The organism is Kribbella polygonati (assembly GCF_050320105.1).
Taxonomy (GTDB): domain Bacteria; phylum Actinomycetota; class Actinomycetes; order Propionibacteriales; family Kribbellaceae; genus Kribbella.
Genome location: NZ_CP190129.1, coordinates 5,166,300 through 5,182,425, shown reverse-complemented (window position 1 = coordinate 5,182,425; position 16,126 = coordinate 5,166,300). Strand labels below are relative to the sequence as shown.

Genomic DNA, 16,126 nt, shown 5'->3' with positions numbered 1-16,126 from the left:
ATAGGAGTACCCGCGAGCGATGTCCAGATCCCAGAATCTCCCTGACGCTTCAGGAAGGGAGACCTCGATGTCTCGGACTCGCCGGCGCCTGGCCGGAGTCGCGCTCACCACCGCCCTGCTGACCGGCGGGCTGATCCCAACTGCCGGCGCTGACCCCGCGCCCTGGAAGGTCGGTCCCTCCGCCGCGCCAAAGGGCAGCTGGGTGACCCTGCTGACCGGTGACCGTGTGTATGCCGAGGGCAACAAGATCTCGGTGACACCCGCACCCGGCCGGGAGCAGATCGGCTTCACCCAGTCCTCGCACGACGGCCATCAGTACGTCGTACCGAACGACGCGCAGCGGCTCGTCTCCGCGGCCACGCTCGATCAGCGGCTGTTCGACGTGACGGGCCTGATCCAGGACGGGTACGACGACGCGCACACGGCCGAGCTGCCCACGATCACGTCGTACGACGCGAAGTCGGCGGCGCGGGTGAAGTCCGCGGCCAAGGTCACGCGTACGCTGCCCAGCCTCGGAGCGGCCGCGGTCAAGGTCGGCAAGACGAGGACGCGGGCGTTCTGGTCCGACGTGACCAGCGGAGTGATCAAGCGCGTCTGGCTGGACGGCAAGCGCGAGGTCTCACTCGACCAGAGCGTGCCGCAGATCGGTGCGCCGACAGCTTGGGAAGCGGGGTACGACGGCACCGGGGTGACTGTGGCGGTCCTGGACACCGGCATCGACCACACCCATCCGGACCTCGCCGGGAAGATCGTCGAGGAGCAGAACTTCAGCGACGCCGCGGACACCGAGGACAACGTCGGCCACGGCACGCACGTCGCCTCGACCATCGCGGGTACCGGAGCCGAATCGGGCGGGAAGTACCGGGGTGTGGCGCCGGGCGCGAAGCTGCTGATCGGCAAGGTGTGCAGTACTCGCAACTGCGCCGAGTCCGCGATCCTGGCCGGCATGGAGTGGGCCGCTCCGAAGGCCAAGGTGATCAACATGAGCCTCGGCGGCCAGGACTTCCCGGGCGTCGACGTACTGGAAGCGGCCGTCAACAGGCTGACCGCGACCACCGGTGCGCTGTTCGTCATTGCCGCAGGCAACGACGGGCGCGACGGGGGAGTGTCGTCACCGGCCACGGCCGACGCGGCGCTCGCGGTGGGCGCGGTCGACAAGCAGGACAATCTGGCCGACTTCTCCAACCGCGGACCGCGCAACGACGGCGCGATCAAGCCGGACATCACGGCGCCCGGCGTCGGGATCGTGGCGGCGTTGGCGAAGGGCTCGGACTATCCGCAGTACGCGCCCGGTTACACGCAACTCAATGGCACGTCGATGGCGACGCCGCATGTCGCCGGAGCCGCAGCACTGCTGGCCCAGCAGCACGCGACCTGGTCCGGCCCTGATCTGAAGGCCGCCCTGGTCGCGTCGGCGAAACCGAACCCGAACCTCAACGCGTTCCAGCAGGGCGCGGGGCGGGTCGACGTCGGTCGCGCGGTACAGCAGGCCGTGATCCCGAGCGTGAGCAGCCTGGCTCTCGGATCGCAGCCCTGGCCGGCGGAGGACGACGTGCCGGTCGTCAAGACCGTGACCTACCGCAACGACGGCACGACGCCGGTCACGCTCGACCTTTCGACCACGGGCGGGCCGGCTGGGCTGTTCACGGTGACTCCGGCGCAGGTCGTCGTACCGGCAGGTGGTTCGGCGGATGCCACGGTGACGGCGGACACTCGGGTGCCGTCGGCAACGGGTACGTTCACCGGTGCGCTGGTCGCAGGCAACCCTGACGGTACGTCGGTACGTATCCCGCTGGCGATCACGAAAGGCCACGAGTCGCGGACCGTCACCTTCACGCTGCTCGACCGTACCGGCGCACCGGCCAGCGACTACTCGCTCACGGCGGTTGGCCTGGACCTCGACGTGTACCAGGCCCCGTACAACGCGTCCGGCACGGTGAGCGCCAAGCTCCGGCCCGGTCGTTACCACCTTCAGGCGTCGGTGATCTCGCCGGACGGCAGCTCGACCCTACTGGTTCAGCCGGATCTGATCGTGGGGCACACCGACGATGGGGTCGTCGTACTCGATGCCCGTCAGGGAACACCGGTATCGGTGTCGATCCCGAAGGCCTCGGCGCGGACCCGGATGGCGTCGGTCGGCTTCGATCGGGTGCTGCCGCGTGGCGTGTACGTGAACCAGCGCATCGCCGGCAGCGATTTCAGCAAGCTCTACACGGTCGATCTCGGTGACGAGGTGACCGCCGACGAGGGCACGATGGTGTCGGATGTGCGCAGCGTGTGGGCCGAGCCGACCGTGGACGGGACGTTCTACGGGTCGCCGTACGAGTACGACATCGTGAACTTCGTTCGCGGCCGGTTCCTCAGCAACTACACGCACAGGGTGCGGCAGAGCGAGCTTGCGACAGTCGTGAACCGGAACCACAGCGTGTGGCCGGGCAAACAGGTCGGATTCCTGCACAGCTGGGGATTCGCGCCCGAGGGCGGCAGCGCGCTGTCCGGGCCGATCAGGTACGACCTGCCGAGCATCCGGACGATCTACTACAGCGCCACGGGCGTGACCTGGAACAACCGCTGGGACGTCATCGGTCCCCAGCAAACGCAGTTCTGGTTCGACGACTCGACCTTCCGGGCTGGACGCAAGTACGTCGTCGACTGGCAGCGTGGACCCGCCGGACCGAAGCTGAACGCGCGGACGTACGTCGCCCGGGTCGGCAACACGATCCTGTTCAACGTGCCGCCGTTCAACGACGACTCCGGGCACACCGGCTACTCGCTGCTCGACCGCGGCCGGGTGACCTTCTACCGGGACGGGAACAAGCTCGTCGAGACACCGACGTACTTCTATGACGCGAGCGGACCGGTTCCGGCGGCGGAGAGCACGTACCGGCTCGAGTACGACGTGGACCGTACGACCGGGTTCACGGCGTCGACGAAGATCAGCGGATCCTGGACGTTCAAGTCCGGGCAGGTCGGCACCGACCAGTGGACGTACTTGCCGTTGGCATCGTTCGCCTTCACACCTGACGTCGACCTGAACAACACGGCGCGCGGCGGCACGCCGTACTTCGTCCCCGTCAGCCTGAAGGCGCAACCAGGCTCGGTCGCCTCGCGCGTCCAGCGAGTAAACGTCGACGTGTCGTACGACGAAGGCAAGACCTGGCACCAGGCCAAGCTGATCCCGACCGGCTCCGACTCCTGGCTCGCCGCCCTCCGCCACCCCACCACCGGCTCGGTCTCCCTCCGCGCCAACGCCACCCGCACCGACGGCAGCACCATCGACTACACCGTCATCCGCGCCTACAACCTCCGCTGAGGCGGGGGAGCGAGGGGGAGGAGAACCAGGTACAAGATCAGGTCGTGTCGTGGGCGATCTCGATGTAGGCGTGTCGGTAGCCTGCGCACCGTCAGCTCGGCAGGACGACTTCGCTCATGAACCACGCGGCGCCAGCTAGCCAGATGAGTACTCCGGCCGCAAGGCCGACGCGCCCGAGGACGGGTGCCTTGCGGGCGAGCTGGCGCCAGATGGGTAGGGGAACGAGCAGGAGCAGGCCTGTCCATGGTGCGAGCTTGGGTACGCCGAGTAGTAGACGTGCTGGGAGTTCGTCGTACTCCGACCACAACAGGCCGCCGAATGTTGCGAGGAAGAGCAGGCCGGCGAGGGGTGGTACTGCGAACCATTGACCTGGGCGAATCGTCTGGCGGCGTACGAATCTGGTGAACATCCAGATGACCCATCCGACGGCCCAGAAGGTGATGACAAGGACGAGTAGAGCCGGAGCGATGATGGGCAGTATGCGGCCGTCGGTGGCTCCTGCGACTCCTGCTGCCAACCGCGCCGCGGGGTGCAGGTCGTTGGGCTGGACGACGGCGTATGGCGGCTGGGTTTGGCACTGGTCCAACGGGTGGCTGGGTTGGTCCAGCCAGGCGGCAATCAGGGTGCGTCCGCAGTCACTGGAAAGTACGACGGCGTGGCCGATGCCGGTGAACTCCACGAACTGGCGACGCGGCAGGCCCTCGGATGCCTGGTCCGCCACTCGGGCAGGGGTGATCGGGTCCTCGGCGCCGGCGAGGATCAGCGTTGGTTGCTTGAAGGTCACTGGCTCGCGGGTGGTCGCGGATGCCGGGGGCAGGCCGAGACGGGCGCAGACGACGTCGTCGGCGGCGAGCCAGGCGATGACGGGGCGGGCGTGGTGGGCGCCGGCGCGGCGGTACGGGACCTCGTCCTGGCACTGCATGAACCAGTACTGGCCGAGGTTGTGGCTGACCAGTTCACCGATGCCTACGGAGACCAAGGTGTGCAGGGCGTCGAAGTGGCCGGCGGCCAGGCGGTGCAGGAGGAGCGGCAGGATCGGTAGGAGGTTGACGTCGTAGGCCGCCGAATGCACCAGGGTCACCAGATCGTCGCCGGTGAGTCTGTAGATGCGGTTCTCATGCGTGACGGGATTGTGTCCGGGGACGTTCTGCGGGGTGGTGTTCAGTAGACGGGTGGTGGTCATCAGGTCGTCGTACGGGTGGGAGAGGTCGCCGCCTGCTCGTTGGCCGAGGGCGTCGAGTGAGTCGCGGAGGCCGTCGTACCCGTTCTGGGCGAAGTCGACCGACGGCGGGCTGAACGAGTCGAGGACGACGGCGTCGACGCCGCTCGGGTCGATGGCGGCGAGTCGCGCCATCACGCCGGTCGACCAGGACAACCCGTACAGCGACCAGTGCGGGTACCCGAGCTTGATCCTGAGGTCGCGCAGATCGAGGGCGGCCTCGCCGGCCGTGTAGCCGCGCGGATCGCCTCCCGACGCGACGAAGGCGTCCAGGCACGAGCGCATCGCGTCCGCGACGGACTTGGCTTCGTCGTACGGGTCGCTTGTGTGAGTGAACATGTCGGCGAGTTGTGCGTCGGCGGCCGGGCAGCTCAGGTCGGGTGTCGCGCGATCACCGCCGCGCTGCTCGAGGAGTACGACGTCGCGGTCCGCGGCGAGGTCGACGCCGTTCGCGAGATACCCGGCCAGCTGGATCGTCCCGGACCCAGGGCCGCCGCCCATGAACACGACGGGCGGCTTGCTCGGACGCCCGCTGCGCGCCGGGACGACGACGTACGGAATGCTGATCTTCCGGCTCGTCGCCACCGACCGGTTCTCAGGGACCTCGAGTACGCCGCACCGCGCACCGGACGGCACCGGCACCACACACGAAGCTTCGCCGGCCGATGCCGTACTCGGTGAACAGCTGACAGCAACTACCAATACGGCTAACGCCACCCGCCCCCAGGAACGCACGAACCCAACAGTACAAGCACCCATCCCGCGCGGTCGTTGCTAACAGCTTGGAGGTAGCCGGAGGTCGTGCCGTGGGTCATCCCGGCCGGCGCGATGTCGCGAGAATATCTTTGCCTAGTGCAACGATGTGCTTCGCTGTGGCCGCGGTGGGCGGCTTGTGGGAGCAGCCGACTGGTGGCGCGGCAGTAACAAACGGCTGACGTCGCTGTCCTCGAGCAGCACCCGGGTTTGGGGTCCCTGCAGGGAGACCGTTGAACTCGTCCGGGCGTGGGCTGCACTATGGAGTCAGGAATGTATCGGCGGTGAGCGAAATGGCCGTGATCGTGGGAGTTGCCGACCCTGGCTCGCGCTGCCGCCAGGCGTGGAGCGGCGGTCTGACCGGTCTCGCCGTGGTCGGTGTGCTGAGCGCGTTCGTGTTCATCGGGTGGTCGACCGACACGGTGGTGTTCGCGATTGCGGCGAGCATCGGCGGCTCGGCCCAGTTCACGGCGGGAATGGCGCAAGGGCTGGGCGCTGCCAGCCTTGTCGTCGCGGTTCTGGATCGCTCGCTGCGAGTTGGTCTGTTGGTGCTGGCCGTGTGTGGGTACGTCGCGGGTGTCGGTCCCGCCACGCTCGTATTGCTGCTGCTGATCGCGGGCACTTCGCCGCCCGTGACGACCTACCTGTCGGGCTCTGGAGAAGTACGGACTGCGGAGAGCCCCGTGCCGGAACCACTTCGCCCCGTCGACCTCACCGTCGAGGAGCTCTGCCTCGCTTGGCGGCGCAGTTTCATCGAGTTGTCGAGCTGCCGGACGGACACGCAACGTCTCGCGGTGGTGAACAGCCGGGAGGCCGTCCTCGCCGAGCTCGAACTACGCGATCCGCACGCGTTCATGGAGTGGCTCGACTCCGGCCCACGCGCCGCCGGAAACCCGATGCCCTACTTCACCCACCAACCACACTAGACCCGCGAAGAACCCGAAGACTCCTATGTCAGCTCGCTAGCGCTCCGGTTGTGGTCAGAGCGAGTACGACGACGCCGAGGGCGATGCGGTAGATGACGAAGCCGGTGAAGCGGTGGGTGGCGATGTAGCGCAGGAACCAGGCGATCGCGGCGTACCCGACGACGAAGGCGATCCCGGTTGCGAGCAGTGTGGGTCCCCAGGACGGGGCGTCGCTGCTGTCGCCGATCTTGGTGAGTTCGAGGAGGCCGGAGGCGAGTACGGCGGGGATGGCCAGGAGGAAGGAGTAGCGGGCGGCGGCTTCGCGTCGGTAGCCCATCAGCAGGCCGGCGGTGATCGTGCCGCCGGAGCGCGAGACGCCGGGTATCAGCGCGAGCGCCTGGGCGAACCCGTACGTGATCGCGTTTCCGGTCGTGAGCCGCGTGAGTGGCTTGTCGTCGGCGGCGAGGCGGTCGGCGATGCCGAGGACGATGCCGAAGCCGATCAGTGCCGCGGCGACGAGTCGAAGGTCGCGGAACGCCGTCTCGATCGGGTTCTGCAGGAGTACGCCGAGGACGGCGATCGGGATCGTCCCGATGATCACGTACCAGCCGAGCTTGGCGTCGGGGTCGCTGCGCAGCTCACGGCGTACGAGCGACTTCGACCAGGTGGCGATGATCCGGGCGATGTCGCGGCGGAAGTAGATGAGTACTGCGGATTCGGTCCCGAGCTGAGTGACCGCCGTGAACGCCGCGCCGGGGTCCGGCCAGCGCGGCGACGATGCGCTGATGGGCCGACGAGGAGACCGGCAGGAATTCGGTCAGCCCTTGGACGAGACCGAGAACGACGGCGGAGAACCAGTTCACGGGCGCAGAAGCTAGCAGATGCGGCTGAACCCCAACTGAGGGATACCGCGTGCCTGCCCTCGAGACCGTCGGTGCGGAGCAACAGCCGGCGTTTCGTGGGTCAACCGAAGCTGTCGGTTGCTCGTCACTACCAAGCAGCACTATGTCCGCCGGCGGAATTCGGGAGAGATGTCGCACAGCAGACGAGCACCGGATCGCCGACCCACGCACCGGAGTGCTCGCGCCCGGACGATGTCCCAGGCGATGGTGCGGACGGTGTTCGGGATGGTGCTGCCGGGGCTCGGGCTCTTCATCGGTGGGCGGAGGCGGCTCGGGGCGGTCGTGATGAGTGTCAGCAGCGGTCTGGTGCTGATCGGGGCGTACCTGGGGCTGGCCCGTCGGGACGAGATGCTCGCACTCGCGGTGTCGCCGAACCAGTTGCTGTTCGCAACGGTTGTCGTCGTGGCGCTGGGGGTTGGCTGGGTCTGGGTCGCCTCTGGGCGGCGTGTTGTGTTTCGCGATCGCCGTACCGACGACGCTCGCGGCGCAGACCGTGATGGCGCAGCGGGATCTGGTCGGGAGCGTATTCCAGTCTGAGGACAACTCGAAAAGTGCGACCCGGCCGAAGGTGAACGCCAAGGATCCATGGGCGAACACGCCGCGGTTGAACATCTTGCTGCCCGGGGCGGATGACGGTGCGGGTCGTTCGGGGCCCGCACCGACACCGTGATGGTCGCGAGCATCGACACCAGGACCGGCAACACCTCGTTGATCTCGCTGAGCCGGAACTGGATGCGGATGCCGTTCCCGGAGACCTCACCGCTGCATGCCAAGTAGCCGGGCGGGTTCTGGGATCCGAGTCTGGGCAACACCGAGCAGGCTCAGTACTACCTCGATTCGATGTACGACACGGTTCCCAAGAAGTATCCGGGGATCTTGGGCGCGACCGACAACGAGGGCGCCGATGTCGTGAAGTTGGCCGCGAGCGCCGCGCTCGGGCTGGACGTGGACTACTACATGCAGGTGAACCTGGCCGGTTTCCAGCAGATCGTCGACGCGCTCGGCGGTATCACCGTGAACGTGAACTACCGGGTGCCGATCGGCGGCGAGTACGGCCTCGGCCCGGGAGCGAACGCGCCGAAGCCGCCGTCGGCGTACATCGAGCCCGGTCCGAACCAGCACCTGGACGGCTTCCATGCGCTGTGGTTCGCGCGTGGAAGGTACGGGTTGAGCGACCCGTCCCGGCAGAAGCGGCAGCGGTGCACGATCCACGCGATCGTCAGCAGCGCGAACCCGGCCACGCTGGTCACGAAGTACCAGCAGATCGCGGCGGCCAGCCAGCAGATGCTGCGTACCGACATTCCTCAAGAGCTGCTGCCCGCCTTCATCCACTCGCGGCGAAGGTGAAGAGCGCCAAGGTCACCAACATCGACCTGGACAAGAACAAGAACTTCCCGACCGGCAAGAACCCGAACTGCCCGGGCATCCGCGAGATCGTCCAGAAGGCACTGAACCCGGGCACCACCAAGACCGAACCGATCGCATCGACGTCGACCCCGACCAGGAAGCCGATCTCAGGCTCGAAGAAGCCCAGCCCGACCACGACCCCTGGCACGGCGCAGAACCTGATCTGGCATCGGGCTGATGAGTTGCCCGGGTCCGTCTGGCCAGGATGCCCAGGAAGGGCTCAGACGCCGGGATGCTCGATCTGGTACTGGTCGACAAGGTCTTCGAGTCGCTCCGGGGCACACTCGATCAGGTGGACCTCGTGCTCGCCGGCGATCTGCCGGATCCGATCGGTCACGTCTGCGGCCTGGTCCAGAGTTGCGTAGATTCCGAGGATCAGGTCGTGGTCCTCGCCGGCCAGCGTGAACGACCATGGCACCTCGCAGGGCCCGGCGTGGTCCTCCACCGGGCAGAGGAGACGGGCGACCGGCTCCTTCATCGCCGCTGCGTGGTCATCGCTGACGAAGCCCCGGATGGTCACCGCGTACGTCGTTCTCATGCATCCGACGGTACTGGCGGTGACTCAGCCGACGCATCGGGGTTCCGCCGGTACGATCCCTGACGCTGGATCAGACCTCGGTATGAGCGAACGGGACGACCTCGAAGGCGCCCGATCGCGGGGCGGCTGGGATACCGGTGTCCGTCGACCGTCACCGTGCGTACCCGGGACTCCGCGGGCTCGCGAGCCGGTCCTGGAGCCGGTCAGTGTTTTTCTGGGGCCTGGCCGTGGAAGTTTTTGGGTGGGAAGCGGGTTGTCGAGTCTTCCAGTTTGTGGAGGGCTGCTTGCGCGAGGTCGATGTCGAGGACGTCGGCCAGGCGGATGAGGTAGAGGAGTACGTCGGCCAGTTCTTCGCCGGTTCGTTGGTGGAGGTGGGGCTCCTGCGCACGGTCGCGTGCTGTGTCGGCGGGGAGCCATTGGAAGAGTTCGGCCAGTTCGCCTACTTCGCCGACCAGGGCGAGGATGAGGGACTTCGGGTCGTGGAACTGGTCCCAGTCGCGTTCCTCGGTAAAGGTGCGCATGCGGTCGCGTAGTTCGGTCAGATCGGACACGCCGTGAGCATGACACGGGTTCTGTGTGCCCTGCCCGGTGGGTAAAGTCTGCAGCGCGGCCCGACGGGCTTCCGCCGAACGTCAGCGTTCACAGGACATGCCCCCACCCGCACGACCTTGTTTCGTGCTGCCTGGGGACTCGACCTGTGACGTTGTTCCGCCAATCCGGCGCCGGCTTCGTGATGCTGACGCTCGAGCAGCAGTTCGCCCTGAGGATCGCCGAACAGATGCTGTTCCACACCGGCCGTCGGCCCGCGCCGGCGGAGGTCAGGTCGTGGGAGCGGAGCCTGCCGGTCCTCGCTCAGGACCTGGAGCAGGCCGGTCTGGGGAACGTCGAGGTGCTTGTCGAGCACCACCTTCCGCTGACCTCGAAGCGGGCCGACGTCGTTCTCGCCGGGCGGCACCCGCGGACGGGCGGTCCGTCGTACGTCGTCGTCGAACTCAAGCAGTGGAGCCGTGCGACCGCGTGGGAGGACGACCGGGAACTCGTCCTGATCGAGGGTTATCCGAACGCGCCACGGCTGAACCCGATCGCGCAGGTCCGCGGGTATTGCGAGTACCTGGTCGACTTCGCCAAGTTCCTGGACGGGCAGTCCGAGGCGGTGGCGGGCGCGGCGTACCTGCACAACGCGATGACCGAGGCGGACGTGCGGGACCTGTACGACTACCCGCAGGACCACCAGGGCCGGCTGTTCACCGGCGCGCGTCGCGACGAGTTCATCAACTTTCTCCGTTCCCGTCTCGACCCGGATGTTCCCGGCGGTCCGTACGCCGATCAGCTCATCAACTCCGCGGTGGCGCCGTCCAGGCAACTGCTTGCGGTTGCTGCGGACGAGGTTCAGCGACGGGAACAGTTCGTCCTGGTCGCGGAGCAGAAGCTGGCGCACTCGCTGGTCCTGCACGAGGTCGAGCGTGCGCGGCGTTGTGACACCAAGTCGGTGGTGATCGTCACCGGCGGTCCGGGAAGTGGGAAGAGCGTCATCGCTCTGTCCCTTCTGGGAGAGCTGGCACGGCAGGGGCGAAGCGTGATGCATGCCACGGGCTCACGATCATTCACACAGACGCTTCGCAAGGTCGCCGGCAAGCGAGCGCCTCGCGTCGGAAGGCTCTTCTCGTACTTCAACCAGTTCATGGAAGCGGAGCCCAACGACCTCGACGTACTGATCCTGGACGAGGCACACCGTCTTCGGCAGACCTCTGAGTCACGCTTTACCAAGACGGCGCTTCGGACCGGACGACCGCAGGTCGACGAACTGATCGCGGCCGCGCGGGTGCCTGTGTTCCTGCTCGACCAGCATCAGGTTGTGAAGCCGGGTGAACTGGGTACGCCGGACGAGATCAGGCGGTACGCCGCGGCGCTCGGATTCGACGTACATCAGGTCGACCTGGATGCGCAGTTCCGCTGTGGAGGTAGTGAAGAGTACGTCCAGTGGGTCCAGCGACTTCTCGGCCTGGCCGACGGCGGGCCGACCGGCTGGGCGGGGGATCCGGCCTTCGAGGTCCGGGTTGCCGACAGCCCCGAGGCCATGGAGTCCTTCCTCCGGGACAAACTGGCCGCTGGCTACGGTGCGCGGATGTCCGCCGGGTACTGCTGGCCGTGGAGCAACCCGCGCCCCGACAAGACACTCGTCGAGGACGTGCAGCTCGGCGGCTGGGCCCGCCCGTGGAACGTCAACTCGGACCGCCACGTCGGCGACGCTCCACCGGCGGCACTCTGGGCGACCGACCCGAACGGGTTCGGCCAGGTTGGTTGCATCTACACCGCGCAAGGTTTCGAGTACGACTGGAGCGGCGTCATCCTGGGCCCGGACCTCGTCTGGCGCGACGGGCGGCTCACGACGGTGCGCGACGCCAACAAGGATCCCGCCTTCAAGAACCGGAAGACCACCGACAACCAGGCCTTCGACAGCCTGGTCCGCAACACCTACAAGGTCCTGCTGACCCGCGGGATGTCGGGCACGGTGCTGTACTCCGCCGACGCCGAAACCCGCGACGCGTTGCATCAGCTGATCACCACGACCCGCCGTACGTAGTCCGCGCCGAGGACACGTAGTTCACGGAGCCCGTCCAGTCGGACGCGGTTCGGACGCCCATGGCCGGCTTTGGCCAGGTCAGGCCCATTTGTGGACCGGCCTGTGCACCACAGCGGTGCGGAAGGGCTTCTCCTTCGGAGACTGCTGTGAGTAGTGTCACCTTCGCCATCAGTGGGAGACGGCGATGGCCACTCAGTCGGATGTGACGCAAGAAGGTGTGCGCTACCGGTCGGGCTGAGCCTCGTGGGCGGCGATCAAGCGTGCCTGGGTCGATCAGCTCGCCGCCATCGACGACCCGGATCCGATGGTCACGAGGATCCGGGGCGTCGCGACCGTGCCGATGCTTGGAGCAGCCCTGGCGGCCTTCGCGACCAGCAGAGGTGCTTGGTCATTTCGGAGCCTCGAAGCCGTCAGCGGCATCTCTCGGTCGACGCTGCAGGGATGGCGCGCCGGCCGCTGTGTACCCCGGGCCGCGCAGCTGAATCAGCTGTTGATCGCACTCGGCGCATCGAGCGCTGAGCGCGGAGTTCGCCGCCGCGCGGAGTTGAGTCGTCCCGATTGCACGTCGTCAGGCGGCGCGTCAGACCGACACCCCGAGCCCTCGCATTCGGCAACTCAAGTGCGATGGAGAGCCCCACCAGGACGGACACCGTTGTGTTTTCATCAGGTGATCTCGATCCTCCTCGCGGTGTATGCCCTCTTCGTGCTTGGACTGAGCGCGTTGGCGGGATGCGTTGCGATCTTCATGCGGGACGCCGGGCAGCGGGAGTCGGCGTACCGGGTGCTCAAGTTGGTGCTTGGTACGGGGACCGGAGCCGGTGGAGTTGTCGCGATTGCGATCGAGTTGTACCGGGCCGATCTTTGGGGGTAGCTACCCTCGAAGTGTGACGGGGTGGTCGTTGTTGCGGGGTTGGTTTCCGGTGGTGGTGCAGGTTGTCGCCGGTGGGGTTTTGCTGGTTGCGGTGGGGTGGCGGGATCGGCGGTGGCGGTGGCAGGTGCTGCCGGTGATTGTCGGGGTGTCGGTGCTGCTGGGGTTGCTGGCGGCGTACCCGGGGGCCACGGCGGTTCGGCAGGTGGATCCGATTCCGTTCGTGGTGTGGTTCTGGCTGGCGGTGACGGCGGGGGCGTTGCTGGTGCTGGTGGTGGGGTGGCGTGGCGCGCGGTGGTGGCGGCGCGGTACGGCGGTGCTGGCCGTGGGGCTGGCGGCGTTCGCGTGTGCGAACGGGATCAACCAGTTCGTCGGGTACTACCCGACCCTCGGTGCGGCGTTCGACGACTGGACGCACAAGCCGTTGCCGGGGCAGACGTCGTTGCCGGGGGCGGTGCACGCGGCCGGAGCGGCGAATGTCCCGGCGGCGGGGAAGCTGGTCGAGGTGACGATTCCCGCGACGTACAGCCATTTCGAGCACCGGCAGGAGCTGGTGTACCTGCCGCCGATCTGGTTCGTCGGTCATCGGCGGCCGGTGCTGCCGGTGGTCGAGCTGATCGGTGGGGAGCGCGGCGGTCCGGGGGACTGGGTGCGGCTCGGCGACGCCGTGCGGGTGTCCGACGACTACGCGCACCTGCATCGGGGGTACGCGCCGATCGTGGTTTTCGCCGACGCGACGGGGCATTTCGACAACGACACCGAGTGCGTGAACGGTCCGCGGGGAAACGCCGCGGACCACCTGGCGCGGGACATCCCGCGGTACGTCGAGAAGACGTTCGGCGCCTCGAGGAACCCGGCGCAGTGGGCCGTCGGCGGGTTCTCGATGGGCGGGACGTGTGCGCTGGACCTGGTGCTGCAGTACCCGCACGTATTCAACCACTTCGTCGACATCTCCGGCGACCTCGCGCCGTACACCGGGACGCCCGCGCAGACCTTGAAGGATCTGTACGGCGGGAACGTCGCCGCGCAGCACGCCAACGAGGCGCTCCTGGTCATGCGTGCCCACGGCCACTACACGAACCTGACGGGCGTGTTCCTGACGAGCACCGAGGAGATCCGGCACCAGCACGAGGCACAGGAACTGTCCAGGGCAGCGGCCGCCGTCGGGATCAGGTCGCTGGTCGAGATCTCCCCGGGGACCCACACCTGGCAGTTCGCGGCACCGGCGTTCGCGACGGCGTTCCCCTGGCTGGTCGCCCAACTCGCCGGGCACAGGACAACCTGAGAGCGCGGCATCGCGTCAGCTCTCGTGAGGATATGGCGAAAGGCCAGGTTGCCGGCCGCGCTGCTGGTCGGCGCGATCCTCGTCGTGTGGGCTCTGCACGCGGTGATCTCCGGCGGCAACCGCAACGCTCGAGCCAGTGAGCCGCCCCATGCGACGGCGTCCGTGTCGCCGAAACCGTCGCCCCGGCCGACCGGTCCGATCAAGCAGGGGCACGGGAAGGTCGTCTATCTGACCTTCGACGACGGCCCGGACCGTGTCTGGACTCCGCGCGTGCTGGCGATGCTCGCGAAGCACGGCGCGCACGCGACCTTCTTCATGCTCGCCCAGCACTCCCGCCGGTTCCCGGACCTGGTCGACGAGGTTCGCGCGGCCGGTGACGCGGTCGGAAACCATTCGGTGTCGCACCCGAAGCTGACCAAGCTCTCACCGGCGTCCCTGCACGCCCAGGTCGCGAACGGCATCCAGTCGCGCTGCTTCCGGCCGCCGTACGGCGCGACCGATCACCGCGTGCTGACCGAGATCCACCGCGACGGGCTCCAACAGGTTCTGTGGGACGTCGACCCGAGGGACTGGTCGCGTCCCGGTGTCGCGATGATCGTCAAGCGGGTGCTGGCCGCGGTGAAGCCGGGCGCCATCGTGATCATGCACGACGGCGGCGGCAACCGGTCCCAGACCGTCGCGGCGCTGGACCAGCTCCTGCCTGATCTGGCCGCGCGCGGCTACGGCTTCCCTGCCTTGTCCTGCTGAGCTCAGTCGCTGCTCGCCCCCGGCGCCTTCCCGATCGGACCGCCGGTTCCGGTTGTGGTGGTGGCGAGGTCGCCGACGCTCGCCAGGTTGCCGACGGAGGGATGCGTCCGTCCCATCGGCCCGGCCGCGAGTGCGGTGAACAGGTTCAGCGTGACCTTCTGCGCGAACGCCACCGACACCGGTCCGACGCCGTACTTCGGGTCCGGGCCCTGCAGCGCGCGGACCCACTCGATCGACCCGGTCGCGAACACGCCCGCGCCGGACTTCACGGTGTAGTACGTCGAGTCCGAGAACGTGTGCCGCTTGTCGCAGGTGGTCGGCGAGTGCGCCACCACCTGCAGGTTCGCCGGCGTCCCCTTGATCGGGTACGCGCGGTCCGCCTCGTTGCCGACCAGACCCGGGTACGCCGATCCCGCCTTGGCGCCGGTGCCGGCGAACAGGAAGAAGCTCGGGTCCCGGACCGTGAAGGCCCCGATAGCCGGGAAGCACTCGTACAGCATGCCGACCAGGCTGTTCTCCGGATCGGGGAACGGGTTCTGCCGCCAGTTCACCGTGGTGTCGGGCGCGTTGTGGATCGGGTCCAGCCCGGCGTCCTTGTAGTCGACGATGATCCGGTTCGGCCCGTGCGGATCGGCGGCGTACCGGATCCGCCGGTAGATCGAGTTCGCGCCGAGGAAGGCGAGGTTCGTCCCGGCGTCGCGCGCCTTCGTGACCGCGGCGCGCATCGGCAGCGACCAGTACTCGTCGTGCCCGCCGAACACGATCGCGCTGGCGCCGGCGAGCAGCCCGGGGTCGGCCTGCAGGTCGACGCTGGTCGCGTACGCGAGCCGTACGCCGCTGCGCTCGGCCAGCTGGACCAGTGGCAGGTTGTCGTGCAGTACGCCGCGCGCCGGGTTGTGCGCGTACGGCCGGTCGAAGGTGACCATCAGCGACCGCTGGTCGTGCGAGTGCTTGGCCGGTCCGCCGTACAGGTTGTAGCCGCCCCAGCCGTTGTAGGCCTCGTCGGTGTTCACCCCGGTGACGATCAGTACGGCGCCGCGCGCGGAGTCCGACCGGATCACGATCGGGACGTAGTTCTCCCGGCCGGTCGATGCCCGGAGCAACAACAGGTAGCTGCCGGCCGGCCAGTCCTTGGTCTGCACGGTGGTGGTCGGCGACCAGTTGATCGCGGTGACCATCCGCTCCTTGGTCAGGATCGGCTGCGGCTGCTTGGTGCCCTTGAGCTCCGGCGAGGTCCAGATCAGCTTCGCCCCGGCCCCGCCGTACCAGCCGAGCCGGAACGCCCGGACGGTGAACGGGTGCCCCATCGAGGTGGCGAACAGCCGGAACGCCTCGCCGCTGCGGACGCTCACGTGGTCGGCGTACCCGGACAGCTCCATCGGTTTCGCCACCAGCCGGTTCGGGATCTGCCACCCGACCTCGGCGGCCTTGGCCGGCTGGCTCGTCGTACCGCCAGGGGTCGGTGTCGGCTTCTCGGTCGACGTCTTGTTCGTCGCGCTCTGACAACCTGTTGCCAGAGCCAGCACCAGTGCGCCGATCCCCAGTGTCCGCGCAGCCCCCATGTGATTCCTCCCCAAGATCACGCACCATGGTGGCACACGGGCG

Annotated in this window: 13 protein-coding genes and 1 pseudogene; 8 read left to right on the top strand and 6 right to left on the bottom strand. The window is 67.8% G+C overall.

What is annotated here, in order from left to right; translation table 11 throughout:
• The first annotated feature begins 67 nt into the window (after positions 1-67).
• Complete coding sequence (locus tag ACQHIV_RS24520; protein ID WP_427885470.1) at positions 68-3,313, top strand: S8 family peptidase; 3,246 nt, start codon at positions 68-70, stop codon at positions 3,311-3,313.
• Between the two features lie 91 nt (positions 3,314-3,404).
• On the opposite strand, the gene ACQHIV_RS24515 is transcribed toward ACQHIV_RS24520, so the two are convergent.
• Complete coding sequence (locus tag ACQHIV_RS24515) at positions 3,405-5,117, bottom strand: alpha/beta fold hydrolase (protein ID WP_427885468.1); 1,713 nt, start codon at positions 5,115-5,117, stop codon at positions 3,405-3,407.
• 461 nt (positions 5,118-5,578) lie between these two features.
• Here ACQHIV_RS24515 and ACQHIV_RS24510 point away from each other — a divergent pair, with 461 nt between their 5' ends.
• The gene (locus tag ACQHIV_RS24510) at positions 5,579-6,211 is read left to right on the top strand and encodes a hypothetical protein (protein WP_427885466.1); all 633 of its coding nucleotides are present in this window, start codon (positions 5,579-5,581) and stop codon (positions 6,209-6,211) included.
• A 28-nt stretch (positions 6,212-6,239) separates the two neighbouring features.
• Here the strand turns inward: ACQHIV_RS24510 and ACQHIV_RS24505 are convergent.
• Positions 6,240-7,053 (bottom strand): annotated as a pseudogene (locus ACQHIV_RS24505) (undecaprenyl-diphosphate phosphatase).
• Between the two features lie 243 nt (positions 7,054-7,296).
• Here ACQHIV_RS24505 and ACQHIV_RS24500 point away from each other — a divergent pair.
• Positions 7,297-7,629 carry a hypothetical protein gene (locus ACQHIV_RS24500; RefSeq protein ID WP_427885464.1) on the top strand — a complete coding sequence of 111 codons (333 nt, stop codon included), beginning with the start codon at positions 7,297-7,299 and terminating at the stop codon, positions 7,627-7,629.
• Positions 7,630-7,932: 303 nt separating this feature from the next.
• A complete protein-coding gene (locus ACQHIV_RS24495) occupies positions 7,933-8,439 on the top strand; it encodes an LCP family protein (RefSeq protein WP_427885463.1) in 507 nt (168 codons plus the stop codon).
• Here the strand turns inward: ACQHIV_RS24495 and ACQHIV_RS24490 are convergent.
• The 3 genes from ACQHIV_RS24490 to ACQHIV_RS24480 all read right to left on the bottom strand — a co-directional run bounded on the left by ACQHIV_RS24490 (position 8,417) and on the right by ACQHIV_RS24480 (position 9,588).
• Entirely contained in the window at positions 8,417-8,647 is a 231-nt protein-coding gene (locus ACQHIV_RS24490) for a hypothetical protein (RefSeq protein ID WP_427885462.1), read from the bottom strand. The genes ACQHIV_RS24495 and ACQHIV_RS24490 overlap by 23 nt on opposite strands.
• A gap of 72 nt (positions 8,648-8,719) precedes the next feature.
• Positions 8,720-9,037: a hypothetical protein gene (locus ACQHIV_RS24485; protein ID WP_427885460.1), complete on the bottom strand. Its 318-nt coding sequence runs from the start codon at positions 9,035-9,037 to the stop codon at positions 8,720-8,722.
• 203 nt (positions 9,038-9,240) lie between these two features.
• Positions 9,241-9,588: a nucleotide pyrophosphohydrolase gene (locus ACQHIV_RS24480; protein WP_427885458.1), complete on the bottom strand. Its 348-nt coding sequence runs from the start codon at positions 9,586-9,588 to the stop codon at positions 9,241-9,243.
• Between the two features lie 146 nt (positions 9,589-9,734).
• Here ACQHIV_RS24480 and ACQHIV_RS24475 point away from each other — a divergent pair, with 146 nt between their 5' ends.
• The 4 genes from ACQHIV_RS24475 to ACQHIV_RS24460 all read left to right on the top strand — a co-directional run bounded on the left by ACQHIV_RS24475 (position 9,735) and on the right by ACQHIV_RS24460 (position 14,521).
• Positions 9,735-11,621: a DNA/RNA helicase domain-containing protein gene (locus tag ACQHIV_RS24475; RefSeq protein ID WP_427885456.1), complete on the top strand. Its 1,887-nt coding sequence runs from the start codon at positions 9,735-9,737 to the stop codon at positions 11,619-11,621.
• A 667-nt stretch (positions 11,622-12,288) separates the two neighbouring features.
• The gene (locus ACQHIV_RS24470; RefSeq protein WP_427885454.1) at positions 12,289-12,492 is read left to right on the top strand and encodes a hypothetical protein; all 204 of its coding nucleotides are present in this window, start codon (positions 12,289-12,291) and stop codon (positions 12,490-12,492) included.
• 49 nt (positions 12,493-12,541) lie between these two features.
• Positions 12,542-13,774: an alpha/beta hydrolase-fold protein gene (locus tag ACQHIV_RS24465; RefSeq protein ID WP_427885453.1), complete on the top strand. Its 1,233-nt coding sequence runs from the start codon at positions 12,542-12,544 to the stop codon at positions 13,772-13,774.
• 24 nt (positions 13,775-13,798) lie between these two features.
• Positions 13,799-14,521: a polysaccharide deacetylase family protein gene (locus ACQHIV_RS24460; RefSeq protein WP_427885451.1), complete on the top strand. Its 723-nt coding sequence runs from the start codon at positions 13,799-13,801 to the stop codon at positions 14,519-14,521.
• Positions 14,522-14,523: 2 nt separating this feature from the next.
• Here the strand turns inward: ACQHIV_RS24460 and ACQHIV_RS24455 are convergent, their stop codons facing one another.
• Positions 14,524-16,083, bottom strand: a complete 1,560-nt coding sequence (locus ACQHIV_RS24455; protein WP_427885449.1) for a N,N-dimethylformamidase beta subunit family domain-containing protein — start codon at positions 16,081-16,083, stop codon at positions 14,524-14,526.
• Between the last annotated feature and the right edge of the window lie 43 nt (positions 16,084-16,126).

Bases quoted from the DNA above. Each gene is read 5' to 3' on its own strand.
- ACQHIV_RS24520 (WP_427885470.1), top strand. From the start codon at position 68: ATGTCTCGGACTCGCCGGCGCCTGGCCGGAGTCGCGCTCACCACCGCC.
- ACQHIV_RS24510 (WP_427885466.1), top strand. From the start codon at position 5,579: ATGGCCGTGATCGTGGGAGTTGCCGACCCTGGCTCGCGCTGCCGCCAG.
- ACQHIV_RS24500 (WP_427885464.1), top strand. From the start codon at position 7,297: ATGGTGCGGACGGTGTTCGGGATGGTGCTGCCGGGGCTCGGGCTCTTC.
- ACQHIV_RS24495 (WP_427885463.1), top strand. From the start codon at position 7,933: ATGTACGACACGGTTCCCAAGAAGTATCCGGGGATCTTGGGCGCGACC.
- ACQHIV_RS24485 (WP_427885460.1), bottom strand. From the start codon at position 9,037: ATGAGAACGACGTACGCGGTGACCATCCGGGGCTTCGTCAGCGATGAC.
- ACQHIV_RS24455 (WP_427885449.1), bottom strand. From the start codon at position 16,083: ATGGGGGCTGCGCGGACACTGGGGATCGGCGCACTGGTGCTGGCTCTG.